This window comes from Lentzea sp. NPDC054927 (assembly GCF_053610285.1).
This window is the reverse complement of the sequence record NZ_JBSGXZ010000044.1, coordinates 1-23,081: the sequence shown is the minus strand read 5'-3', so window position 1 is coordinate 23,081 and position 23,081 is coordinate 1. Positions and strand designations below refer to the sequence as shown.

Sequence of the window (23,081 nt, the reverse complement as noted above, 5' to 3'; positions counted from 1 at the left end):
CGCTACTCAACGCGATTCGGGATGATACGCGTTGTCGGGGGGAATGCTGGGCTCGTTACTTGGGGGCAATTCAATGGATTGGGCGTCAATACGGGCGTTGGCGGGCGATCCCGCGTTGCCGCCCGCGCGGTTCGACGAGCTGGCCGCCATGGAGGACCCGCGGGTGCGGATGACCCTGTCGCGGCGCGATGACCTTTCGCCTGACCAGGTGCGCACGCTGGTGGGCACCGGCGATCCGAAGGTGATCGGCCCGCTGCTGTCCCGCGGCCGCGTCGACCCCGCCGGCCTGCACGCCCTCGCCGCTGATCCCAGCCTCCGCTACCTGTTGGTGAGAGCCGAGGACCTGCCCGCCGACCTGCTGGACTCACTCGCGCACGACCCGAACGTCCTCATCGTGACCGCGCTCGCCGAGTACCGGCGGCTCCCCGGCGACCTGGCCGCCGAACTGAGCCGGCACCCGGACCGCCGCGTCCGCAGAGGCTTGGCGCGCAACACTTCGCTGCCACCACAGCTGCTCGCCGAGATGAGCGCCGACGACGACGTCTCGTTCGCCCTGGCCGCGAACCCGGCCACACCCGCCGAGGTCGTCGCCCGCCTGGCCACGCACCCGTCGTTCACGGTCCGCCGGGCCGCCGCCCTCCGCACCGACCTGCCGCCCGAGACCTACGAACTGCTCGCCGCGGACCCCGAACGCGTGGTGCGCCTGCCGGTGGCCGCCAACCCCGCCACGCCAGAACGTCTGCTGCGCGCGCTGGCAGCGGACGCCGATCCCGGCGTGGCCGAGACGGCCGCGGAACTGCTCTCGTGAACGCTCTGCACGGACTCGCGCGGAATCCGTCGCTGCCAACGGAGTTGCTGGAGCGGCTGATCGCCGTGGGCGACCACCACCTGGACCTGGTGCTGGCGAGCAGAAGCGACCTGTCCCCGGAGCAAGCGGGCGTGCTGGCGGCCAGGAGCGAGCGGACGCTGATCGAGACCGACTGCGAGCTCGAACCGCCCACCTCGGAGTTCGATGCGGCACTTCAGCAGGCTGCTGACGAGACCGTCGCGCCCTCGGTGCTGGCCGAACTCATGCGCCACCCGAACTCGTCGATCCGCCACGTCGTGGCCCGCCGGAGAAACCTGCCGCAGTGGGCGTGGGAGCGGCTGGCCAAGGACGCCGACGACGGTGTCCGCCACATCGTCGCGGGCAATCCCGCGGCGCCGGAGGCGGTTCTGCGGGAACTGGCGGCCAAGTCGGACCGCGAGACGCGGCGCGTCGTGGTGAGGAACCGCTCGATTCCGCTGGACCTGCTCGTTTCCTTCGTCGCGCTGACGACCCTTTCGCCGGTGCCGCGTGTGGCCGTGGCTTCGGAGGCCGAGCTCCGCGCACTTGCCTCCTCTGCCGCGACACCGGTCCGGCTGCTGGCCGCGTGGCGTCACGACCTGCCCGGCGACGTGCTCGACCTGCTCCTGGGCGACCCCGAACCCGACGTGGCCGCGGTCGTTGCCGCCAACCCCGCGGTCACCGCCTCGCGGCTCGAAACTCTGGTCGACCGCCACGGCCCGAAGGTGTTCGCCGGCGTCGCGCAGAACCCGAACTGCACACCGGAACTGCTGGACCTCCTGGCCCGCGACGCCCGGACCACAGGACGTGCCTACCGCGTGATCGCCAAGCACCCCAACGCTTCCGTCGAGACGGTGCTGTTGTGCCGGGGAGACCGCGAAGCCCGCCGCCTCGCCGCCGCCCGCCCGGATCTTCCGGTGGCGGCGCTGGTCGAGCTGGTCGCCGATCCGTACGCCGGTGAGGCGGCGGCGGCGAACCCGTCGTTGCCGGTGCACGTGATGGAGAACCTGTTCAGCTCCACCACTTGATGAGGTTGGTCTGCTCCTTGCGCACCTCGTACCCGTTGGCGGCGTAGAACTCCCGCGCCTGCACCCGGTTCAGCCCGGTCACCAGCCGCACGTGTGGGAGTGGGCTCGTCCTCGTAGCGTTGGGCTGCCAGCCCGTGGTTGTTGTTGGTGCCGGTCATGGCGTTGTTAACGGCGTTGACGAGCAGGCGGCGGAGCTGCACGCGGAACGGGTCGCGGCCGATCTCGGGTACGGGCCGCAGTTGCTGGAGGCGTTGCAGTGGTGGATCAACGAGGGGTTACGGCGAGATCCGGGCCCTGGCGCGCTTCTTGGCGGGGATGCCGATCTCACATCCCGTCGTGCGTGCGGCGGACCAGCCAACTGAAAAGCCCCCGGCGTGAACCGGGGGCCTGATCACGCCAGTGGTGGTTTGAACAGGGTGGGCACCTTCGACGCGGCCGCCGTGTCCAGCAGCCACAACGTCCGGCGCTTGCCCGAGGCACCGGCGGCCGGCAGTTGCACCTCGCCGGCACCCGACAGCGCCATGGCCACCGCGGCGGCCTTGGCCTCGCCGGTGGTCATCAGCCACACCTCCTGGGCGCGGCGCACCGACGACAACGTCAGCGACACGCGTGTGGGTGGTGGCTTCGGGCAGTTGCGGACGGCGACGACGGTCCGCTCCTTCTCGTACACGGCAGGCGAAGCGGGGAAGACCGAGGCCACGTGGCCCTCCTCGCCGACGCCCAGCATGCAGACGTCGAACGTGGGCACGTCGCCGTGGTCCTCCGGCCGGGCCAGGGACGCCAGCAGTGAGGCGTAGGCCTCGGCGGCGGCCTCGGGGTCGTCGCCGAACTTGCCGTCCGACGGTTCCATCACGTGCACGCGTGAGGGGTCCACCGGCACGTGGTCCAGCAGAGCCGCGCGGGCCTGCGTTTCGTTGCGGTCCGCGTGACCGGACGGCAGGAAGCGCTCGTCGCCCCAGTACAGGTCCACGCGGGACCAGTCCACGGCGTCGCGGGCGGCGTTGCGGTTCAGGTGGTCCAGGACGGCGGTGCCGGTGCGGCCCCCGGTCAGCACAACGGACGCGTAGCCGCGGGCGGCCTGGGCGTCGACCATGCGGGTGACCAGGCGGGCCGCCGCGGCGGCGGCCAGCAGGTCGCCGTCGCGGTGGACCACCACTTGTGGATTGCTCACGAACTCGCCTTCGCCTTGGACTTCTTCGCAGCGGCGGCGGCCGGGGCCTTGCCGTTGGCGGACTCCTCGGCGGAAGCCTCGTCCGCGGGCTTCGACGCGGAATGCGTGCGGCCCTTGGTTACCTTCGCCAGCGACTTCAGCGCCGCGGCGTAGACCTCGTCCGGGTCGAGACGACGCAGTTCCTCCGCGAGGCAGTCGCGGATCGAACGGCGCTGCAACGCCACCCGGCGCGATGGCTGGCCGGGCTGCGCGAGCGTGCCCACCTTGCCGTCCGGGCGGAGCAGTTCGACGGCACCGGACGCGCGGTCCAGCTTGACCTGCACGATGCCTTCGCCCGAGGTCGCCTTGAAGCGCTTCGCGGGGACCTTCAGGCGATCCGTCAGCCAGGCGGCCAGCAGGTCGGTGGACGGCGAGTCGGCCTCACCGGTCACCTCGGCGTCGATGATCTTCTCGTACGGCGGCAGGTCCAGCGAGGCCGCCAGCATGGCGCGCCACAACGTCAGACGCGTCCACGCCAGGTCCGTGTCGCCGGGCGCGTAGTGCGCGCGGCGGGACTCCAGGGCCTTGATCGGGTTCTTCTCGGCGGCCGCGTCGGTGATGCGGCGCTGGGCGAGCTGGCCGATCGGGTCCTTCGACGGCGACACCGGCGCGTCGAACGGCCACCACGCCACGACCGGGGTGTCCGGCAGCAGCAGCGGCATGACGCACGAGGCGCCTTCCTTGGCCAGTTCTCCGTACAGACGAAGAACAACGACTTCCGAGGCGCCCGCGTCGCCGCCGACGCGGATCTGCGCGTCCAGGCGAGGTGCCGCCTGGCGAGCGCCGCGGGCCACGACGATCACGCGACACGGGTGCTCGCGCGAGGCGTCGTTGGCCGCGTCGATCGCGGCGTCGGTGCGCTGGCCGTCCTCGGTGACGATCACGAGCGTGAGCACGCGGCCCAGCGTCGTGGCGCCACCCTCGTCCCGCAGGCGGACCAGCCGCGAGTTGATCTGGGACGTGGTGGTCGAGGGCAGGTCGATGATCACGGACGCCTCCAGTGCCTTCCGGTCCTGGCGGTCATCGCGTCCGCCGACGGCGGGCCCCAGGTTCCAGCCTTGTACTTCTCGAGCGCGGGTTCGTCCTTGCGCGCCCAGAAGTCGAGGATCGGGTCGAGGATCTCCCAGGAGAGCTCGACCTCGTCGTTCTTCGGGAACAGCGACGGCTCACCGAGCAGCACGTCGAGCAGCAGCCGCTCGTAGGCCTCCGGCGACGACTCGGTGAACGAGTGGCCGTAGCCGAAGTCCATCGTGACGTCGCGGACCTCCATCGTGTTGCCCGGCACCTTCGAGCCGAACCGGATGGTCACGCCCTCGTCCGGCTGAACCCGGACCACCAGGGCGTTCTGGCCGAGCTCCTCGGTCGCGGTGTCGTCGAACGGCAGGTGCGGCGCCCGCTTGAACACGACGGCGACCTCGGTGACGCGACGGCCCAGGCGCTTGCCGGTGCGCAGGTAGAACGGCACCCCCGCCCAGCGACGGGTGTTGATCTCGCAGGTGATCGCGCCGAACGTCTCGGTCTTCGACTCGGGCGAGAAGCCGCCCTCCTCCAGCAGGCCGGGCACCTTCTGACCGCCCTGCCAGCCACCGGAGTACTGACCGCGCGCGGTGGTATCCTCGAACGGTTCCGCGGGACGCGTCGCCGAGAGGATCTTGACCTTCTCCGCGCGCAGATCGGTCGGCTTGAAGGAGACGGGCTCCTCCATCGCGATCAGTGCGAGCAGCTGCAGCAGGTGGTTCTGGATGACGTCCCGCGTCGCGCCGATGCCGTCGTAGTACCCCGCGCGGCCGCCGAGACCGATGTCCTCGGCCATGGTGATCTGCACGTGGTCGACGTAGTTCGCGTTCCAGATGGGTTCGTACAGCTGGTTCGCGAACCGCAGCGCCAGGATGTTCTGCACGGTCTCCTTGCCGAGGTAGTGGTCGATGCGGAACACCGACTCCTCGGGGAAGACCTCGTTGACCGTCCGGTTCAGTTCCTTGGCGGACTTGAGGTCGTGACCGAACGGCTTCTCGATGACGACCCGGCGCCACTGGTCCGGAGCCGTCTGGGCGAGGCCCGCGCGCTTGAGCTGGTTGATCACCGTCGGGAACGCGCCCGGCGGGATCGACAGGTAGAACGCGTGGTTGCCGCCCGTGCCGCGGTCGGCGTCCAGGGCGGCCAGGCACGAGGCCAGGTTGTCGAACGACTGGTCGTCGTCGAACGTGCCCTGCACGAACCGGATGCCCTCGGCGAGCTGCTGCCAGACCGCCTCGTTGAACGGCGTCCGCGCGTGCTCCTTCACCGCGTCGTGCACGACCTTCATGAAGTCCTGGTCGGCCCAGTCGCGGCGGGCGAAGCCGACGAGACCGAAGCCCGGCGGCAACAGACCCCGGTTCGCGAGGTCGTAGATCGCGGGCATGAGCTTCTTGCGCGACAGGTCACCGGTGACGCCGAAGATGACCAGCGCGCTCGGGCCCGCGATGCGGGGCATGCGCTTGTCGCGCGCGTCCCGCAGCGGGTTGCGCCACTTGTCGGATGCGGTCACGAGCCGTCCTCCTGGACTGCCTCGACGAGCTGGGCCAGACCTGCGATGCGGTCTTCGAGGTGAAGCCGCAGAACCGGCCGACCGTGTTCGACCAGCACCTGACCGTCGCCGAGTGCCTGCGCGAGCTGCAGCTGCGCCAGCGTGTAGGGACGGCCGGGCACCTCCAGGTCGTCACCGGACTCGCCGGTGATCTGGATGAACACGCCGTTCTGGTGACCGCCCTTGTGGTACTGGCCGGTCGAGTGCAGGAAGCGCGGACCCCAGCCGAACGTGGTCTGCAGGTGCGTCCGCTTCGCGATCTCCGCCCGGAGCAACGCGAACGACGCGTCGTCGATCCTGTCCAAGTACGCCTGAACCGAGATGTAGCCGTGGTCGGGCGCCACTTCAACCAGCGCCGCAAGCGCTTCCGCGATGGTGTTCACCTTGCGCGGAGCCCAGTCGGTGCCGTGACCCTCGACCGGTCCATCCACAAAGGACGGGATGGTCGCCGCCGCGGCCGGTGCGTCGAGCAGCGCGCGGGAGGCCTTCTTCGCGGCCTCGACGTCGGGCTGGTCGAACGGGTTGATGCCGAGCACCTTGCCGACGAGCGCGGTCGCGTACTCCCACAGCAGGATCTGCGCGCCCAGCTTGCCCTCGACGGCCACGTTCGCCGACCCGGTGGCCGGTCCGATCGCGACGGTCGTGGCGTCCGAGCGGGCGTCCACGAAACCGGGAGCGCCGGGACCCTCGACGACGACCGGCAGCAGGCCGGTGCCGTTCTTGCCGGTCGACTCGGCGATCAGCTGCTCCGCCCAGTCACCGAACCCGACGATGCCGGAACCGGTGTCGGCGAACACGATCTTCTCCGCGCCGTGCGCGTGCGCGGCACCGAAGATCGCGGCCAGGATCACGGCGGGGTTCTCGACCGAGTCCTGCGAGACGAGCTTCGCGACCTCGGCCGCCTCGTCCAGCAGCGACTCGACGTCGGCGCCGGCGAGGTAGGACGGCACCAGGCCGAACGCGGTCAGCGCCGAGTAGCGGCCACCGACGTTCGGGTCGGCCAGGAACACCTTGCGGTAGCCCGCTTCCTCGGACGCCTTCTGCAGGGGCGAGCCGGGGTCGGTGACCACCACGATTCGCGACGCGGCGTCGATGCCCGCGTCGGTGAAAGCCTTCTCGAAGATGCGCCGGTGGCTGTCGGTCTCGACGGTCCCACCGGACTTGGACGACACCACGATCACCGTGCGCTCGAGATCACCGGCGAGAGCGTCGGCGACCTGGGCGGGATCGGTGGTGTCCAGCACGATCAGCGGCACGTTCTGCGTCCGCGTGATCACCTCGGGGGCCAGCGACGAGCCACCCATTCCGGCGAGCACCACGCGGTCGACGCCCTCGGCGTGCAGATCGGCGCGCAGGGCGACGAGTTCGGGGAGCAAAGAACGGGACGTCTCGTGCAACGTCGTCCACGAGAGGCGGATGCTCGCCTCGGACTCGGCTTCCGGCCCCCACAGGGTCGGGTCCTGCGCGGTCAGCTTGCTCGGCACCGAATCCGCGACCAGGTCAGCAGCGATGATGCTGACCTGGTCGGCGTTCGGTGACCTCACGATTTCGACGGAGGTCACTTCGTGATCAGCCCTTCAGTTGAGCCAGTTGGTTCGTCACCGTCTCGAGCAACTCTTCCCAGGACTTCTCGAACTTCTCGACACCCTCGGTCTCGAGGACCTTGAACACGTCCTCGAGGTCGATTCCCACGGCGGCGAGCTTGTCGAACACCTCCTGGCCCTCTGCGGCGCGTCCGGTGACCGTGTCACCGACGATCTTGCCCCCGTCGGCGACCGCGTGCAGCGTCTTCTCCGGCATCGTGTTCACGACGTCGGCGACGACGAGCTGGTCGACGTAGAGGGTGGGGGAGTAGCTCGGGTCCTTCACTCCGGTCGACGCCCACAGCGGACGCTGCGCGTTGGCGCCGTCCGCCTTGAGAGCTTCCCAGCGCTCGCCCTGGAACGTCTTCTCGAACGCTCCGTAGGCGATCCACGCGTTGGCAAGTGCGGCCTTGCCCTTCAGCGCGTTCGCCTCGTCCGTGCCGATCTTGTCGAGCCGCTTGTCGATCTCGGTGTCCACCCGGGACACGAAGAACGACGCGACCGAGTGGATCGAACGCAGGTCGTGGCCGTTCGCCTTGGCCTGCTCGAGACCGGCGATGTAGGCGTCCATGACGGCCTGGTAGCGCTCGGTGGAGAAGATCAGCGTGACGTTGACGCTGATGCCCTCGGCGATCGTCTTGGTGATCGCGGGCAGACCGGCCTCGGTGGCCGGGATCTTCACCAGCAGGTTCGGCCGGTCCACGGTCTTCCACAGGTCCTGCGCCTCGGCCACGGTCTTGTCCGTGTCGAACGCCAGGCGCGGGTCGACCTCGATGGAGACGCGGCCGTCCACACCGTTGGTCGAGTTGTAGATGTCGCGGAACTTGTCGCACGCGTTGCGCACGTCGGTCGTGGTGACCTCGCGGATGGTCGCCTCGGTGTCGGCACCCCGGTTGGCGAGCTCACGCACCTGCTCGTCGTAGGACTCGCCCTTCGAGAGCGCTCCCGCGAAGATCGTCGGGTTCGTGGTGACACCGACGACGTTCCAGTCGCGGATCAGCTCGTCGAGGTTGCCGCTGGTGAGTCGCTCGCGGGACAGGTCGTCCAGCCAGATGGAGACACCGGCGCCGGACAGAGCGGCGAGATTCGGCTTGCTCACTTGTTACCCCTCACTCGGTCAAGGGAACGGCGGGCGGCGGCGGCGACGTTCTCCGTCGTGAAGCCGAACTCCTTGAACAACGTCTGGTAGTCGGCCGAGGCGCCGAAGTGCTCGATCGACACGATCTCGCCCGCGTCGCCGACGTAGCGGTACCACGGCAGCGCGATACCGGCTTCCACCGCGACGCGCGCCTTCACCGACGACGGGATGACCGACTCGCGGTACTCCGCGTCCTGCTTTTCGAACCAGTCGATCGACGGCATGGAGACCACACGCACTGCAACGCCTTCGCCCTGCAGAACCTTTCCAGCCTCGTACGCCATCTGCAGCTCGGAGCCGGTGCCGATGAGCACGACCTCCGGGTTGTCGTCACCGAAGAGCACGTAACCACCGCGCTTCACGCCCTCGGCCGAGGTGCCCTCGAGCGTCGGGACGTTCTGCCGGGTCAGCGCGAGGCCGACCGGGCCGAGCTGCTCCAGCACGGCCTTCCAGGCGAACGCGGTCTCGTTGCCGTCGCCGGGGCGCACGACCGAGAAGTCCGGGATCGCGCGCAGGGCGGCGAGATGCTCGATCGGCTGGTGCGTCGGGCCGTCCTCGCCCAGGCCGATGGAGTCGTGCGTCCACACGTAGGTGACGGCCGCCTGCATGATCGCCGCGAGTCGCACGGACGGACGCATGTAGTCGGAGAACACGAGGAACGTGCCACCGAACGGGCGGGTCGGGCCGTGCAGCGCGATGCCGTTGAGGATCGCGCCCATGGCGTGCTCGCGGACACCGAAGTGCAGCACGCGGCCGTACGGGTCGGCCTTCCACATGCCGGTGGAGATCGACTCCGGGCCGAACGACTTGGCGCCCTTGATCGTCGTCAGGTTCGACTCGGCCAGGTCGGCCGAACCGCCCCACAGCTCGGGCAGCGCGGCGGCGAGGGCGTTGATGACCTCACCGGAGGCCTTGCGGGTCGGGACGCCCTTCGCGTCCACCGGGTACACCGGCAGCGCGTCGGCCCAGCCGTCGGGCAGCTGACGGGCGATGAGACGGTCGAGCAGCTTCTTGTTCTCCGGGTTGGCCTGCGCCCACGCGTCGAACGTCGGCTGCCACTGCGCCTTGGCGTGCTCGCCGCGCTTGACGGCCTCGCGGGTGTGGTTCAGGACCTCGTCGGAGACCTCGAAGGTCTGCTCGGGGTCGAACCCGAGGATCTCCTTGGTGGCCTTGACCTCGTCCTCGCCCAGCGCGGCACCGTGCGCGGCACCGGTGTTCTGCTTCTTCGGCGCCGGGAAGCCGATGATCGTGCGCAGCAGGATGAACGACGGCTTGTCGGTGACGGCCTTGGCCTTCTCGATCGCCTCGAGGATGCCCTTGACGTTCTCGCCGGACTCCACGACCTGGACGTGCCAGCCGTAGGCCTCGTAGCGAGCCGCGGTGTCCTCGGACAGCGCGATCGTGGTGTCGTCCTCGATGGAGATCTTGTTGTCGTCGTAGAAGACGACCAGGTTGCCCAGCTGCTGCGTGCCGGCCAGCGACGAGGCCTCGGAGGTGACGCCCTCCTCGATGTCACCGTCGGAGGCGATCACGTAGATGTTGTGGTCGAACGGGCTCTGACCTGGGCGTGCGTCCGGATCGAACAGGCCGCGCTCGCGGCGGGCGGCCATGGCCATGCCCACGGCGGAGGCGAGACCGGAGCCCAGCGGGCCGGTCGTGATCTCGACGCCCCTGGTGTGCCCGTGCTCGGGGTGGCCGGGGGTGCGGGAACCCCACGTGCGCAACGCCTTCAGGTCGTCCAGCTCCAGGCCGTAGCCGGAGAGGAACAGCTGCACGTACAGGGTCAGGCTGGAGTGGCCCGCGGACAGCACGAACCGGTCGCGGCCGATCCAGTCCGGGTCGGCGGGGTCGTGCCGCAGGACGCGCTGGAACAGCGTGTAGGCCAGCGGCGCGAGGCTCATCGCGGTGCCGGGGTGCCCGTTGCCGACCTTCTGCACCGCGTCCGCCGCGAGCAGCCGTGCGGTGTCGACGGCGCGCTTGTCGAGTTCCGTCCAGTCGTCGGGCAGATCGGCCTTCGTGAGCCGGGTGATGTCGTCGGTGACGGTCACGGACTTACAGCTCCACTCTTGTCGCTCGGACGGGCCAGGTGTATCGATACCGAAAGGCCTGACCCGCGTGTCTCCCACGTCCAGGGCCAAGCCTAGTCCTGACAGTTGAGGATGTTGCTCTGAAAGGTCCCAGCTGGGTGTGTGCCCAGGCACACCAGCACCCAAACGGGCTGTGAATTCTGTGCGCGGTTACCATCAGTCGCTGGAATTCCCACCACTTCCACTGCCAGGAGCGTTCCCGCGATGAGTGCTGACAGTCTCGTTGCCGAGGCCCCCACCAGGTCGCCTCGCCAGGTTGTCGGCGCCTACGTGGCACTCACCAAGCCGCGGGTCATCGAGCTCCTGCTGATCACCACGATCCCGGCGATGCTGCTGGCCCAGCACGGCCTCCCGCCGCTGTGGCTGATCGCCTGCACGCTCACCGGCGGCACCCTCGCCGCGGGGTCGGCAAATGCCCTCAACTGCTTCGTCGACGCCGACATCGACTCGGTCATGAAGCGGACCACGGCCCGGCCGCTCGCGCAGAACACCATTCCGCCGCGCAACGCCCTGATCTTCGGCATCGTGCTCGGAATCGTCTCGTTCGCGTTCCTGTGGATCTTCGTCAACCTGATGTCGGCCGCTTTCGCCGTCGCGACGATCCTCTTCTACATCTTCGTCTACACGCTGGTGCTCAAGCGCCGCACCTCCCAGAACATCATCTGGGGCGGCATGGCGGGCTGCATGCCGGTCATCATCGGCTGGAGCGCGGTGACGGGCACCGTGGAGTGGCCGGCGCTGGTCATGTTCGGCGTCATCTTCTTCTGGACGCCGCCGCACACCTGGGCCCTCGCGATGAAGTTCAAGGAGGACTACGCCCGCGCAGGCGTGCCGATGCTGCCGGTGGTGGCCACAGCTCAGCAGGTGACGCGGCAGATCGTGATCTACAGCTGGATCACCGTCGTCTGCACGCTCGCTCTCGCTCCCGTCACCTCGTGGATCTACGTGGCCGTGGCGGCCCTGTCCGGCGTGTGGTTCGCCGTCTTCGCGCACAAGCTGCACAACGTTGTGCGTCGTGGCGGGTCCACGAACACCATGAAGTTCTTCCACATGTCGAACCTCTACCTGATGCTCGTGTTCTGCGGTCTCGCCGTGGACGCCGTGGTCGGGTTGCCGGTGCTTGGCTGGCCGTTCTAGCTGCACCTCCAGGCGTACGGCTGTGGCGCCCGTTGAGTTCACCGTCACCGGCGGTGAAGGTTCACCACTGGACTTCGCCGCCGCTTTCGTCCCCGGCAAGTCGCTCCTGGTCCTGACCGATCCGGGCGGATGGGCGCTGGTCAGCAAGGGTCTCGTCCCTGGTCACGCCGCGTCCACCACGGTCGCCACACGGGTGCGGGCGCTCAAGTTCGCCGTGCTGGACCTGAGGCACTTCCCGTCCGCCTCTCAGCTGCCGTCGATCACGGACGTGCCCGGTGACGTCGTGGCGCTGCACGACACGCGTGCCTGGGACACCGCTCCGGTCGTCCAGGCGCTGCGCGGGCTCGGCAGGCCGGTCCTGCTGTTCACCGCGGTGCACACGTGGGTGTCCGGAGTGGACTCCGCGTCGGTGCTGATGGGGTGGAGCGCCCCGCACGTGGTGCTCGCGGTGCCGACCGGTTCGGGTGAGGGCAGGGTCGAGGACGTCGTCTGGCAGTTCCGCGAGCTGGAGCGGCGCCGGCTGGTCCGCTACACCGCGCTGCCCGAACCGGTGGTCGTAGAGGACCGCGCGGTGACCGTCGTGGTCGCGCTGCCCGGTGCGACCGAGGGGATCGCGGGAACGTTGCGGCCCGGCGCCGAGTACGAGATGTGGGTCCACGTCGGCGCCCACGCCGCCGCGCTGCCGGGCGACCTGGAGCTGCGGGCGGTGCTCGGCATGTCCGGGCGTGAGGTGCAGGCCGAGTCGTTCGTGCTGCCGGCGGAGGGGTCGAGCCCGTGGGTGAGCTTCCCGGTGACCACGCCGTACGCGTCCGTGCCGTGGGCCGGTGAGCTGGTCGTTTATCGCGGCGCGGTGCCGGTGCACGTCCAGCACGTCGTGCTGCCGGTCGGTGCGGGCGAGTCCCAGGCGCGGCTGAGGTTCCGGCTGTCGCGGACGTTCGCCGACCTCGCACCGCTGTCGTCGCGGGTGTCGTCGATCCTGGTGCTCGGCGAGCGCGCGCTGGTGGCAACCGGGGGCGTGCCGTCGTGGATCAGCCTGGACGATGCCGGCGCGCTGCCGCCGGTGTCGGGCCTGGATCCCTGGTACGGCAAGGACTTCCCGTCGTACTGCGCGGATCTCGCCGCGGCCGCCGTGCGGGGTGCCGCGCTGCACGCGATGTTGTTCCCCGACGGTGCGGTGGTCCGGCGCGGCGGCGTGATCACGGTCGCCGGTCGGACGAGCGTGCCGTGGGCCGCCGTGTACGACCTGCCGTTCGCCGAAGGGCCGTATCGGGTGTGCGCGTCGGTGGCGCGGTTCGGGCCGTTCGGGGCCGGGGGACCGGTGCCCGCGCAGTGCCCTGATCCGGACCACAGCGGGAACGTGTTGTGCCCCTTCGGTTTCTGGGGACTGTCGAGCGTGCTGGAGCACCCGGCGGGACCGCTGGCCTGGCGGGTGGCCCCCGGTGCGCGTCCGGTCGAGGTGGCGATGTCCGTCGACCCCGCGCTGGACCGCACGCTGACCCAGCGGCACGTGGCCGAGCTGATGTCGTTCCTGCCGCCGGAGTCGATCTCCTCCGCGTACGTGAGTCCGTCGGGGTTGGCACGGGCGTTGGAGGACGAACGCGCGGACGTCGTGCACCTGGTCTACGACGAGGGCGTGCTGGAGGCCGTGGAGATCGACCCGTGGCCGCACCGGCCGTTGGTCGTGACGACCTCACCGTCGTCGGACCTGGTGGACGCCTTCGTGAACCAGGCCGGTGCCGCCGGCGTGATCTGCCCGGAGGTGGCCGTCGACCAGGGCATGGCCGGGTGGGTGAGCGGCATGCTGCTGGCCCGGCTGGCCGAGGGGATGCCGGCGGGGGAGGCGCTGCGGCGCACCCGCTGGGAGATGCTCGGCCGCGGCAACGTCCTGGGCCTCGCCTACACCCTGCACGCCGGCGCGGATCTGCGGCTGCGCTGATCTACCGCTGCCGTGCGTTCAGGTAGTTCTGGTTCTCGACCATCTGCCACTTGGTCAGGATCGCCCCGCAGAGGATCGTGCCGACCGCGACGATCGCCGCCGTCTCGTTGACACCGCCCTGCAGGTACAGCCAGCAACCGGTGGTGATCACCAGCAGGCGCCCCCACCTCAGCCAGTGGAAGAAGGTGTTGGAGACGTAGTACGCGAGCTGGTGGAAGACGAGCACGATCAGCGGGACGACCCAGCGCCAGTCGTGGGTGAACGTCAGCCAGACCAGCGCGGCGAACGAGCCGAGGAAGAACGCGACGAGGAAGACCACCTTGATCCCGAGCGTGATCCGGGCGGTCCGCAGCATCGCGTCCCTGGTCCGCTGCCTCCTCTTCGGCCACAGCAGGGAGGTCGGGCACCACTTGGCCAGGTGGAAGACCGGGAAGAGCGTGTTGTCCTCGTCGGTGTCCCGGTTGTACGCGGTGACCTCGTAGCCGTCCCGCGGTTCCTGCCTGCGCCAGCGGAACAGCGCGGTCGGCGGCCACGTCTTCAGGCCGTGCAACGTCACCAGCGACTCGCGCAGCGATCGGGGGTTGCCGAGGGTCGCGAGGTACATCACCAGCGACCCGGCGGTGGTGACCTTGACCGCGAGTTGCAGGGCGGGCAACAGGGTGTCGAGCGCGAAGTCCATCAGCCGAACAACCAATCCACCAGGTCCGCCGCGACGTCGGTCAGGTCGAGCGGATCACCAGGACCGGTCGCCAGGTCCACCATCACCTCTCCGAGGATCCGGGTGGCCCGTGAGTCGGTGTGCCGCAGTGCGTGCGCGAGCGTGGCGCCACCCGCGATGACGAGTGCCCACACCGCGACCTTCCTGCCCGCGCCACGTGCGGTCGGCGGTGCTTCGAGCCCACCGGCGAGAGCCATCGCGGTCAGCAACGCGCCACCGCGGCGGGGGTCGGCCAGGTCGTCGAACAACATGGCCGTCGCGGAGGTGAACGACCTGCTCGCCAGGGTGCGCGCGAACTCCTCGGGAGCTGGAGGCTGTTCGCGGGCGCGTTGCACCAGCACCGCGAGCCGGGGTGAGGTGAGCTGGGCGAGCTGACCCTCCCAGCCCGGCGGCAGCTTCTTCGCGGTCACCACGGGCCACAGCGCGAAGACGACGAGGTCGAGCACGATCTGGGCCGCTACCGGCCGGTCGGGCGGTGCACCCGGCCGGGCGAGGTAGCCGACCATGCCGGCGATCATGAGCCGCCGCACCGCGTCCGCCGTGGAGGGGTCGGCCACGGCGGCTCGTACCTGATCCAGCTGGCGCGCGTGCTGGTCCTGCCCGGCGGCGATGTGCTCGACCCACTGCCGCAGGGTGAGCAGGTCCAGTGGTTGCCTCGGTGCCGCGTGGTGGTGGATCTGCCCGGAGAAGGTGCCGGTCTGCACGACCGGCCCGATGATCACGGCGTTGTCGGCGATCTCGTTGCGGACCTGGTCAGATTCGTTCATCCCCACCCTCTGACAACGTCTCCCGACGCCCGGTCGTAACGCCTCCTGGCGGGTGAATCGTCGTCTCAAGAGGATCACGGGGTGAACCGCCGGTGCCTCGTGGTCCGTTGTGCTGGGCATGCTGAACTCGGAGGTACAACTACGTCGGGCGATCGAGGAACTGACCGGCCGCTTCGGTGACCAGGTCTCGGATCACGAGATCTTCGAGGCCGCCGCAGCCGCGTACGAGGGTCTCAGCCGCACGTCGACCGTGCACGCTCATCTCGCCGTGTTGACCGTGCGCCGTGCCGCTCGCGAGCTGGTGCTCACGGCCGTTGGTGTGCAGATGCCGACTCAGCAGAAGGCTGGGCTCACGCCGGCTCGGTGACCTCGACGTAGACGTGCTGGGCTCGGCTCACGGCCGTGCGCGCGAGTTTTGACAGCTCGCTGAGGTGCGCGAACGCCTCGTGGAAGCCCATGTCGACGAGGGGCGCCCAGCTCAGTGCGACGTCGTGCATGCGTGCGGGGTCTGCTTTGACGAGCTGCGCCACCAGTGCGTCCGGGAGTGGGAACACGCTGTCTTCCGGTTGCGGTTCCCACACGCCGTTGAACACCTCGTGCCACACGACCACGGCTTCGCGTGCGTTGTAGTCGCCGGCGACCACGGATTCGCCGTCTTTGATGAAGAACGTGCTCAGGACGCCACCTTGGTCAGCAGGTCCTCGACGCACGGGTCGTCGAGGGACTCAACGATGCACTTCCACAACAGAAGGTTCGTCTCGGCCCACTTGGTGTAGGTCGCGGCGGCCTCCGCGTCGTAAAAGTAGTAGCCGTCGTCGGCCTTGCCCACCTGCTCGCCCACGATCTTGTACGCGAGCTCGCGCAGGGTGATGCCGTTCTCCTGGAGGTACTTGTGCGCCAGCACGACCGGGGTGACGGGGAGCGCCTTGAACAGCGTGTCGGCGTCCGACAGCGCCTGCGCCTCCAGGGAGATGTCGCGGCCGCGGGTGCGCATCTCGGCCTCGACCACGATCCGTTCGATCCACTCGATGTCGCCCTGGGAGACACCCGCGACGAAGAGGACCTTGCGGCGCAACGCCTCGCCGTCGGTCGGCAGCGAGTTGCGGCGGACCATGTAGTTGAGGTCGTGCACCAGGGCGGCGACCTCGACCACGTCCCGCGCGGCGCCGTTGCGCCCGGCGAAGTGCACGGACTTGTCGCGGACGAAGCTCACGTGGTGCCAGCCGTGGAACTGCAGCTTCGCGGCCAGGTCCTCGCACAGCCGCCTCACGCGCTGCTCCACGTCCGCGATGACAGCCCTAGGAATCGTTGTGCGCGTACGCATCATCAGCCCTCCCACCGGGTGGGCTGATGGTAAGCGTGCCGCAGGGCGTTTACAGGTTGTTCGTCAGATCCTCCAACCGGTCCTCGACCGGCACGTGCCGGTGGCTGATCCCGGTGTCCGGGTCGTAGCTGAGGCTCCACGGCGTGACCGCGCGGGACTTGACCAGGAACGTCATCGTCCCCTCCGCCGCCCGTGGGATGCGGTGGAACTCGTGCGCGAGCAACGTGCCGGTGGTGCCTTCGGTGCACTGAGTGCGTTTCGTGAGCTCCGTGGCGACGATCGTCCGTCCGCCGAGGCCGAGCCGGGCGTCGAAACGTTCGTGCAGATAGGCGCCGCTCAGGATGGTGGTGCAGAAGTGGTATCGGTGGTTGTGGACCGAGTCCGCGTAGCCGGCGCGCCAGTCCGTCAGCGGTTTGTACTCGTGCAACCAGAACGTGAACGGTTCGTCCGATTCGTCCCTCAAGCACCACGCGAAGTGCGTCGTCGTCTCACGGGAATGCGCGATGACCCAGGTCGCCTCCTGCGGGGTGAGCCCGTCGATGTACGCACGCAGCTCTTTGCGCAGATCCGGCCGGGAAGCCCACTCGCGAAACCATGAACCGACTTCGGTCCAGTGGTCCACGACGGGAAATTCGGCGCGTTTCACCCGAGCGGCGAGCTCCTCGAGTGCGGACAACCCGGTGAACTCGGCTAGCAAGATCGATCAGCTCCTCAACTGAGCGGATGTGGAGAATTCGCGACGGAATGCGTGGAACTTCTCTTCCAGTTCCTTGAACCCGTCCGCGTTGAGAGTGTCGCCGGTGATCTTCTCGTACAACGCCAGAAAGTCGTTTCTCGACGTACCTGGCGTGATGACGAAGTGGTAGCCGGCCCGGGAATTGCTGATCCGCAGGAACTCGGCGCGTTCCATCGAGTACAGGAACGAGCTCTCGGTGAACCTGAGCGTCCGCGGATATGGTCTCAGCACTCCGGCGGTGTTGCTGTAGAGCGTCATCCAGACCGAGTCGTCGAACAACTCGAGCCGGTCGAGAGGTGGATCCGAAACGATGGTGACGTCGATCCTCGTGCACCGGCTGCGCGCCGAGTAGAGCCCGACGAGCCCGATGCCGATCTGTTCCTTGAGCCGCGTCTGGATCTCGTCGTAGTCGCCGTCGGCGCCTTCGTTGCGCAGCAGGTACCGCGCCCGGCCGCTGATCGCGTTGTCGTCGCGCGGATCCGCCAGCACGGCCCTGAGCTCGCATTCCGTCTGCGAGAGCAGCACTCTGCCCGCCGCGTACCGCCCGGCGAACCCGCGGAAGCAGTACAGCCGCGTCCGCTCCAGGTCCTGCATCATGAGCTGGTTGAACACCGGATCGGGCTTGGCCGTCGGCTCGAACACGTGACTGGGGAAGAACTCCCGGTCCAGCGCCCGATACTCCGCACTGAGCTCCTCGAGAGCCTTGCGGGTCTCCTCGACAACCGGCGTGAGTAGAGCCTTCTGCGTAGCTCTCGACGTGATCAACGTCTGCGTGAAGCTCACCACCGCGGAAATGAGCGTGCCCGTGCCCAACGCCGTCAGGAAGTTTCTCCCTGCCCCGGAATCCATTTGACTGGAAATGGCCAGCGACGCACCCGACGTCACGACGAGTATGAGGAGGAGCAACCCGGTCCGAGTCCAGAACAACTCCTGGATCAGGTTGCTGCGGATGCCTCCGGCCTCCGCGGACACGTGTCCCACCTCCTGGGTCACCTCAACGGCCGCTACCCGAACGGACGAATGCGGTCGGTGTCCGATCAAGTGCGCGGAGTTACTGTACGCGTCGGTCAAAAGATAAGGAAGCTGCTATTCGTGCGACATTTAGTCCCGGAATAACCGCCTTTGAGACCAGCTGTCGGCCCGCACTCGTGCACTTCGGTGACGCCCTGTCGCAGAGGGCGCCGAACGAGTCGGATGAGGGTGACCCACCCGCCCGACCGCACTCACGCCGAGTGTCTTAGCCCGCTCGGCGCCTGCCCACGTTCGCCCGCCAGGAGGAGCCCCCGGCCCTCCCGTGGACGGCGGCCAGGCGGGGTGAAACGCCGCCGGCCGGGCCCGCGCACCCCGCGTGGCGATCCGAAGCGAGCCGTGAAGACCTCGCCTCGATGGGTGGCGGCCCCAATCGCATCGCGGCGCCAGTCGCGACACGCGACCACACGCGGCATCGGCCCACACGACCACACGCGGCACGGACCTGAGTGACCACCGCGCGGCGACCTGCTACACCCCGCTAACACCCCTCCGAATACGCTCACCCACCATGCGTAACGTCCTGCTCATCGCGTCCCTGGCGCTCGTAGCGGCCACCGGCCTCGCGGGCTGCGGCAGCTCGGCCCAGCCCTCGACGGGCTCCGGCGCGCCGACCTCCCCCTGCAAGGCCGACGACTTCAAGGTCACCGGCGAGTTCGGTTCGGCGCCCAAGGTCGAGATCCCCGCCTGCAAGCCCACCGACGAGCTCATCATCAAGGACCTGGTGCAGGGCACCGGTGCCGAGGTGAAGGCGGGTACGACGGCCACCGTCAACTACCAGCTCACGACCTTCTCCGACAAGAAGGTGCTGGACAGCTCGTTCGAGCGCGGCCAGCCGTACGACGTCGAGAACGTCGGCCAGGCGCCGGTCATCGACGGCTGGAACGAGGGCATCGTCGGCCTCAAGGAGAAGGGCCGCCGTCTGCTCGTCGTGCCGCCGGCCAAGGGCTACGGCCAGGGCGGTCAGGGCGTCCAGCCCAACGAGACCCTCGTCTTCGTGATCGACGGCGTGAAGGTCACCCCCGCCGCCTGACAACACGAGAACGGCCCCCGACCGGTCAACGGTCGGGGGCCTTCCGCACCGCTCTTCACGGCGTCAGTTCACGGCGTCAATTCACGGCGTCACGGCAGGAGCAGCAGCTTCCCGGTGGTCCGGCGCGACTGCAGGTCCGTGTGCGCCTGCGCCGCCTCCTCCAGCTTGTACCGCCCGCCGATCCGGATGTTCAGCGTCCCGTCCACGATCGCCCCGAACAGGTCCGCGGCCCGCCACTCGAACTCCTCGCGGTCCAGCAGGTACGCCCCGGTCGACGGACGCGTGAGGAACACCGACCCCGCCGCGTTCAACCGCTGCGGATCCACCGGCGGCACCGGCCCGGACGACGCCCCGAACAGCGCCAGCAGACCGCGCGGCTTCAGCGACGCCAGCGACTGGTCGAACGTGTCGCGCCCCACGCCGTCGTACACGACGTCGACCTTCTCGATCTGCGACGCGAAGTCCCCGTACCGCAGCACCTGGTCCGCGCCGGCCTCGCGGGCCAGCGCCTCCTTCTCGTCGGTGGACACGGTCGCCACGACGAAAGCACCCTTCGACTTCGCCCACTGCGTCAACAGCAACCCGACGCCACCGGCCGCCGCGTGCACCAGCACCCGGTCGCCTTCCTTCACGGCGTACGTCGAGTGCGTGAGGTAGTGCGCGGTGATGCCCTGCAACAGAGCAGCCGCGGCGAGTTCCACGTCCAACCCGTCGGGCACCCGCACGGCGGACGCGGCCGGCACCACGACCTCGGACGCGTAGCTGCCCAGCACGGTCATCCACGCCACGCGGTCGCCGACGGTGAACTCGGAAGAGTTCGTGGCTACGACCACACCCGCGCCCTCGAGGCCCAGCGCGGTGGGCAACGGCACGGCGTACTGACCGCTGCGCTGGTAGGTGTCGATGTAGTTGACGCCCGCCGCGGCGACGCTCACCAGCAGCTCGCCGTCACCGGGCACGGGCGACGGCACGTCGGAGTGTTCCAGCACCTCCGGGCCGCCGGCCGAACGCACCACCACTGCCTTGGGCATCTGTCCTCCTTGATCGACTCAACCCGGTCAACCCCGGCCGGGACCGCGATGTTCCCGGTCCCAGCACCTGAGAACGATGCCGTCAGTCCTCGCCCAGCGCCACGCGGCGCGCGAGTCCGAGCGGCAGCGCGCCCGACCCGGCGATGCGGTCGTGGAAGTCGCGCAACGCCCCCAGCCCCGCAGCCAGGTACTCGTCGCGGATCAGGTCGATCTCCAACGCCCCGGTGAGGTACGACGGCGCTTGCGTCGGCCACGCGCAGTACCGCTTGACCTCACCAACGGCCGTGCCCGGCGTCAGGGCCGTGCGCGCCACCATGAACGACTCGGCTTCCGACGGTGTCATGTCGCCGCAGTGCAATGCCGTGTCGACGACCATGCGCGCCGCACGGAACAGCCGTGCCTCGACGTGTCCCATCAACGAGGCTTTGGTCGTGTAGTAGCCGACCGACCGCAGCAGCTTCTCCGAGTACAGCGCCCAGCCCTCGGAGAAGTACGACGTCCGGAACACCTTCCGCAGCGGGTGCGCCGAGCCCTGCGCCGCCACCCAGGCCGAGTGCCAGTGGTGGCCGGGGTAGGCCTCGTGCACCGAGATCGTCGGCATCTGCGGCCGCGCGTTGGTGCGCAGGCGGTGGGTGATCTCCTCGTCCGTGGCGTTGTCCGGCGTGAACGGCACGAAGAAGTAGCCGGCCCGCCTGGACGTCAGCGGCGGAGGCCCGAGGTAGCTCGCGACCGCCATGATCGCCCGGTGGAACGGCGGCGACGGCACGACGCTGCACTCCTCGCCCTCGGGCAGTGTCACCAGCGAGTGCTCGACCAGCGCCGCACGGGCCCGTTGCGTCTCGGCCTCGTACTCGGCGCGCATCGCCTCCAGCGTCGGCGGGTGGTCGTCCTGCAGCGAGCTCATCACCGTGCGCCAGTCCGCGGAGCCCGCCAGTTCGATCAGCTCGGCCTCCAGCGACGCGTAGGCGTCCTGCCCGCGCTGGTGCAGCTCCGGTGCGCCGTACCCGAGCAACTCCTTGTCCTGCAACAGAGTCGAGTAGAGCTTCTCGCCCATCCGCCAGTCGCCACCGGCCCGCAGAGCGAGGTCGTCCAGGAACACCGCGTGCCGGTCGAACGCCTCGGCGGCGGGCACGGCGGCCTCGACGAGTTTCGCGCGGAGTTCGGGGGAGGACACCTCCAGCGGCAGCGAGTCGAGCACGAACGAACGCCCTGTCTTCACCTGGTCGCCCGCCCGTCGCACGACCAGCGCCGACGCCAGTGACGCGTCGAGGTTCGCCTCGGCGGCGGCGAAGACCGCCGGCACCTCACGCAGCTTCGCGATGGCGCACGCGACGAGTTCGGCTTCGGGCAGCAACCGGTGCAGGAACGGCGCGAGCAGTCCGAAGAAGACCATTCCCGAGTACTCGTGCGGGTCACGCCGCCACCCCGGCCACGTCTCCGCCGCCAGCGAGCCGCGCAGCACCGACAGCGCGAGATCGCGGTCCACCGACCTCGGCAACGGTTCCAGCCGGGCCAGCCACTCGCCCTTGTCCCTGGCCCGCTGCTCGAACGCCGTCGCGGAGAAGTCCCCGAACGTCGAGTAGTGCTCCAGTGAGCCGACCTGCGCCGCGTGGGCGGGGTGGTGGTCGAAGTACCACGAGAGGAACGACGTCAGCGTGTCGGTGGTCACCCGACTGAAGCTACCCGGTGGTTTTACAGTGTGGGGGTGTCTGATCAAACCACGCAGAAGCGCATCGCCGAGTTCGTGAAGGCCCACGGCAAGCCGGGAACGGCGGTCAGGGCGGTCGTAGAACCGATCGGCCGGGCCGGCGCGCGGATCGTGCTGGTCGGCGCGGACGGTGCCATGGGCGACGTGATGGCGAAGGACGTCGAGTCCGCCACCAAGGCCGTCGAAGCCGCCGCCGACGTCGAGCAGTCCGAGTGGGACCGAGAGACCACCGCCGCCACCCGGATCGGCTCCGCACACCGCCGCAAGATGGCCAAGATGCAGTCATGAAGGTCGTGCTCGCCTCGTGCGCCGCACTGCCGGAAGGCGACGGCGACGAGGACGCGCTGGTCGACGTCCTGAAGCAGGACGGCATCGACGTCGTGTGGCAGCCGTGGGGCGGCGAGGTCGAGGCCGGCCTGGTGGTCCTGCGCACGACCTGGGACTACCCCGACCACCTGGACGAGTTCCTGGCCTGGTGCGAGAGCGTGCCTGCCCTGGCGAACCCGCTGCGGGTGGTTCGCTGGAACATCGACAAGTCCTACCTCGTGGAACTCGCCGCGCGCGGTGTGGCCGTCGTGCCCACCACCGTCGTGCGGCCAGGGGAGGAACCCGTCTTCCCGGACGGCGAGTTCGTGGTGAAGCCCGCAGTGGGCGCGGGTTCGCGCGGCGCCGGCCGGTTCACCGACCACACCGAGGCCCGCGAGCACTTCGGCGCTCTCGGCGTCACCGCACTGGTGCAGCCCTACCAGTCCAGTGTGGACGCTCACGGCGAGACCGCACTGGTGTTCTTCGCGGGCGAGTACTCCCACTCGTTCCACAAGGGACCGATGCTGGCGCAGGGCCTGGCCGAGGCGGAGTCGGGGCTCTACGTCGAGGAGAAGCTGCGCGGCATCGAGCCGACCCCGCGGCAGGTCGAGCTCGCGAACGAGGTCCTCGACGTGGCGGCCGAGCTGCTCTCGTTGCGGCGCGGTGACTTCCTCTACGCCCGCGTGGACGTCGTCGAAGGTCCGGACGGCTCGCCGTTGCTGCTGGAACTCGAGCTGACCGAGCCGTCGCTGGGCTTCAAGCTCACCACCGAAGAGGCCGCGTCCCGGTTCAGCAAGGCGATCCAGGAAGCGGCGTCCCGGTCCTAGTGGCGTGACTCGAACCGTTGGCGGTGAATTCACGCTCAGCAGGGCGCCTCGTGGTGCCGCCCCCGCGCCCCCATACGATCTAGTATGAGGA

Annotated in this window: 22 protein-coding genes; 8 read left to right on the top strand and 14 right to left on the bottom strand. The window is 69.2% G+C overall.

The genetic code is table 11. From position 1 onward, the window contains the following. Positions 1-97 precede the first annotated feature (97 nt). Both ACWGE0_RS37680 and ACWGE0_RS37675 read left to right on the top strand, forming a co-directional pair. A complete protein-coding gene (locus tag ACWGE0_RS37680; RefSeq protein WP_452265656.1) occupies positions 98-808 on the top strand; it encodes a hypothetical protein in 711 nt (236 codons plus the stop codon). Next, positions 805-1,854 (top strand): hypothetical protein, encoded by a 1,050-nt coding sequence (locus ACWGE0_RS37675; protein ID WP_452265655.1) that lies wholly within the window; start codon positions 805-807, stop codon positions 1,852-1,854. Before ACWGE0_RS37680 ends, ACWGE0_RS37675 begins: the two co-directional genes overlap by 4 nt. A gap of 391 nt (positions 1,855-2,245) precedes the next feature. On the opposite strand, the gene pgl is transcribed toward ACWGE0_RS37675, so the two are convergent. Genes pgl through tkt form a run of 6 tightly spaced genes read right to left on the bottom strand, consistent with a single transcriptional unit; the run spans position 2,246 to position 10,399 of the window. Further along, the gene (gene pgl, locus ACWGE0_RS37670; protein ID WP_452265654.1) at positions 2,246-3,025 is read right to left on the bottom strand and encodes a 6-phosphogluconolactonase; all 780 of its coding nucleotides are present in this window, start codon (positions 3,023-3,025) and stop codon (positions 2,246-2,248) included. Then, positions 3,022-4,053, bottom strand: a complete 1,032-nt coding sequence (gene opcA / locus ACWGE0_RS37665) for a glucose-6-phosphate dehydrogenase assembly protein OpcA (protein ID WP_452265653.1) — start codon at positions 4,051-4,053, stop codon at positions 3,022-3,024. Before opcA ends, pgl begins: the two co-directional genes overlap by 4 nt. Continuing rightward, positions 4,050-5,537 (bottom strand): glucose-6-phosphate dehydrogenase, encoded by a 1,488-nt coding sequence (gene zwf, locus ACWGE0_RS37660; RefSeq protein WP_452265698.1) that lies wholly within the window; start codon positions 5,535-5,537, stop codon positions 4,050-4,052. The genes opcA and zwf overlap by 4 nt, the downstream gene beginning before the upstream one ends. Positions 5,538-5,587: 50 nt before the next feature. After that, positions 5,588-7,174, bottom strand: coding sequence for a glucose-6-phosphate isomerase (locus tag ACWGE0_RS37655; protein ID WP_452265652.1), 1,587 nt, complete (start codon positions 7,172-7,174; stop codon positions 5,588-5,590). Positions 7,175-7,199: 25 nt separating this feature from the next. Then, positions 7,200-8,312, bottom strand: coding sequence for a transaldolase (tal, locus tag ACWGE0_RS37650; RefSeq protein ID WP_452265651.1), 1,113 nt, complete (start codon positions 8,310-8,312; stop codon positions 7,200-7,202). Beyond that, entirely contained in the window at positions 8,309-10,399 is a 2,091-nt protein-coding gene (gene tkt, locus ACWGE0_RS37645; RefSeq protein WP_452265650.1) for a transketolase, read from the bottom strand. Before tkt ends, tal begins: the two co-directional genes overlap by 4 nt. Before the next feature lie 243 nt (positions 10,400-10,642). Between tkt and ACWGE0_RS37640 the strand changes: the two genes are divergently transcribed. Both ACWGE0_RS37640 and ACWGE0_RS37635 read left to right on the top strand, forming a co-directional pair. Further along, positions 10,643-11,575, top strand: coding sequence for a heme o synthase (locus ACWGE0_RS37640; RefSeq protein WP_452265649.1), 933 nt, complete (start codon positions 10,643-10,645; stop codon positions 11,573-11,575). Positions 11,576-11,597: 22 nt separating this feature from the next. Continuing rightward, positions 11,598-13,511, top strand: coding sequence for a hypothetical protein (locus tag ACWGE0_RS37635; RefSeq protein ID WP_452265648.1), 1,914 nt, complete (start codon positions 11,598-11,600; stop codon positions 13,509-13,511). A 1-nt stretch (position 13,512) separates the two neighbouring features. On the opposite strand, the gene ACWGE0_RS37630 is transcribed toward ACWGE0_RS37635, so the two are convergent. Together ACWGE0_RS37630 and ACWGE0_RS37625 are read right to left on the bottom strand one after the other, a co-directional pair. Further along, positions 13,513-14,190, bottom strand: a complete 678-nt coding sequence (locus ACWGE0_RS37630; protein ID WP_452265647.1) for a hypothetical protein — start codon at positions 14,188-14,190, stop codon at positions 13,513-13,515. Further along, positions 14,190-14,996: a hypothetical protein gene (locus tag ACWGE0_RS37625; protein ID WP_452265646.1), complete on the bottom strand. Its 807-nt coding sequence runs from the start codon at positions 14,994-14,996 to the stop codon at positions 14,190-14,192. Before ACWGE0_RS37625 ends, ACWGE0_RS37630 begins: the two co-directional genes overlap by 1 nt. Before the next feature lie 118 nt (positions 14,997-15,114). Between ACWGE0_RS37625 and ACWGE0_RS37620 the strand changes: the two genes are divergently transcribed. Further along, entirely contained in the window at positions 15,115-15,363 is a 249-nt protein-coding gene (locus tag ACWGE0_RS37620; RefSeq protein WP_452265645.1) for a three-helix bundle dimerization domain-containing protein, read from the top strand. Here ACWGE0_RS37620 and ACWGE0_RS37615 read toward each other — a convergent pair. The 4 genes from ACWGE0_RS37615 to ACWGE0_RS37600 are packed head-to-tail and all read right to left on the bottom strand — an operon-like array spanning position 15,347 to position 18,037. Continuing rightward, the gene (locus tag ACWGE0_RS37615; RefSeq protein WP_452265644.1) at positions 15,347-15,640 is read right to left on the bottom strand and encodes a hypothetical protein; all 294 of its coding nucleotides are present in this window, start codon (positions 15,638-15,640) and stop codon (positions 15,347-15,349) included. The two genes, ACWGE0_RS37620 and ACWGE0_RS37615, sit on opposite strands and share 17 nt — an antisense overlap. Positions 15,641-15,669: 29 nt before the next feature. Next, positions 15,670-16,320 (bottom strand): HD family phosphohydrolase, encoded by a 651-nt coding sequence (locus ACWGE0_RS37610; protein WP_452265697.1) that lies wholly within the window; start codon positions 16,318-16,320, stop codon positions 15,670-15,672. A 49-nt stretch (positions 16,321-16,369) separates the two neighbouring features. Further along, positions 16,370-17,017 carry a hypothetical protein gene (locus ACWGE0_RS37605; RefSeq protein ID WP_452265643.1) on the bottom strand — a complete coding sequence of 216 codons (648 nt, stop codon included), beginning with the start codon at positions 17,015-17,017 and terminating at the stop codon, positions 16,370-16,372. Positions 17,018-17,023: 6 nt separating this feature from the next. Further along, complete coding sequence (locus ACWGE0_RS37600; protein ID WP_452265642.1) at positions 17,024-18,037, bottom strand: hypothetical protein; 1,014 nt, start codon at positions 18,035-18,037, stop codon at positions 17,024-17,026. Positions 18,038-18,596: 559 nt separating this feature from the next. Here ACWGE0_RS37600 and ACWGE0_RS37595 point away from each other — a divergent pair. Further along, a complete protein-coding gene (locus ACWGE0_RS37595) occupies positions 18,597-19,118 on the top strand; it encodes an FKBP-type peptidyl-prolyl cis-trans isomerase (protein ID WP_452265641.1) in 522 nt (173 codons plus the stop codon). Between the two features lie 89 nt (positions 19,119-19,207). Here the strand turns inward: ACWGE0_RS37595 and ACWGE0_RS37590 are convergent, their stop codons facing one another. Continuing rightward, positions 19,208-20,149 carry a quinone oxidoreductase family protein gene (locus ACWGE0_RS37590; RefSeq protein WP_452265640.1) on the bottom strand — a complete coding sequence of 314 codons (942 nt, stop codon included), beginning with the start codon at positions 20,147-20,149 and terminating at the stop codon, positions 19,208-19,210. Positions 20,150-20,231: 82 nt separating this feature from the next. Beyond that, entirely contained in the window at positions 20,232-21,818 is a 1,587-nt protein-coding gene (locus tag ACWGE0_RS37585) for a DUF885 domain-containing protein (RefSeq protein ID WP_452265639.1), read from the bottom strand. A gap of 36 nt (positions 21,819-21,854) precedes the next feature. Here ACWGE0_RS37585 and ACWGE0_RS37580 point away from each other — a divergent pair, with 36 nt between their 5' ends. Continuing rightward, on the top strand, positions 21,855-22,145 hold the full coding sequence (locus tag ACWGE0_RS37580) for a hypothetical protein (RefSeq protein WP_452265638.1): 291 nt from the start codon (positions 21,855-21,857) through the stop codon (positions 22,143-22,145). Further along, on the top strand, positions 22,142-22,990 hold the full coding sequence (locus tag ACWGE0_RS37575) for an ATP-grasp domain-containing protein (protein WP_452265637.1): 849 nt from the start codon (positions 22,142-22,144) through the stop codon (positions 22,988-22,990). Before ACWGE0_RS37580 ends, ACWGE0_RS37575 begins: the two co-directional genes overlap by 4 nt. Positions 22,991-23,081: the final 91 nt, after the last annotated feature.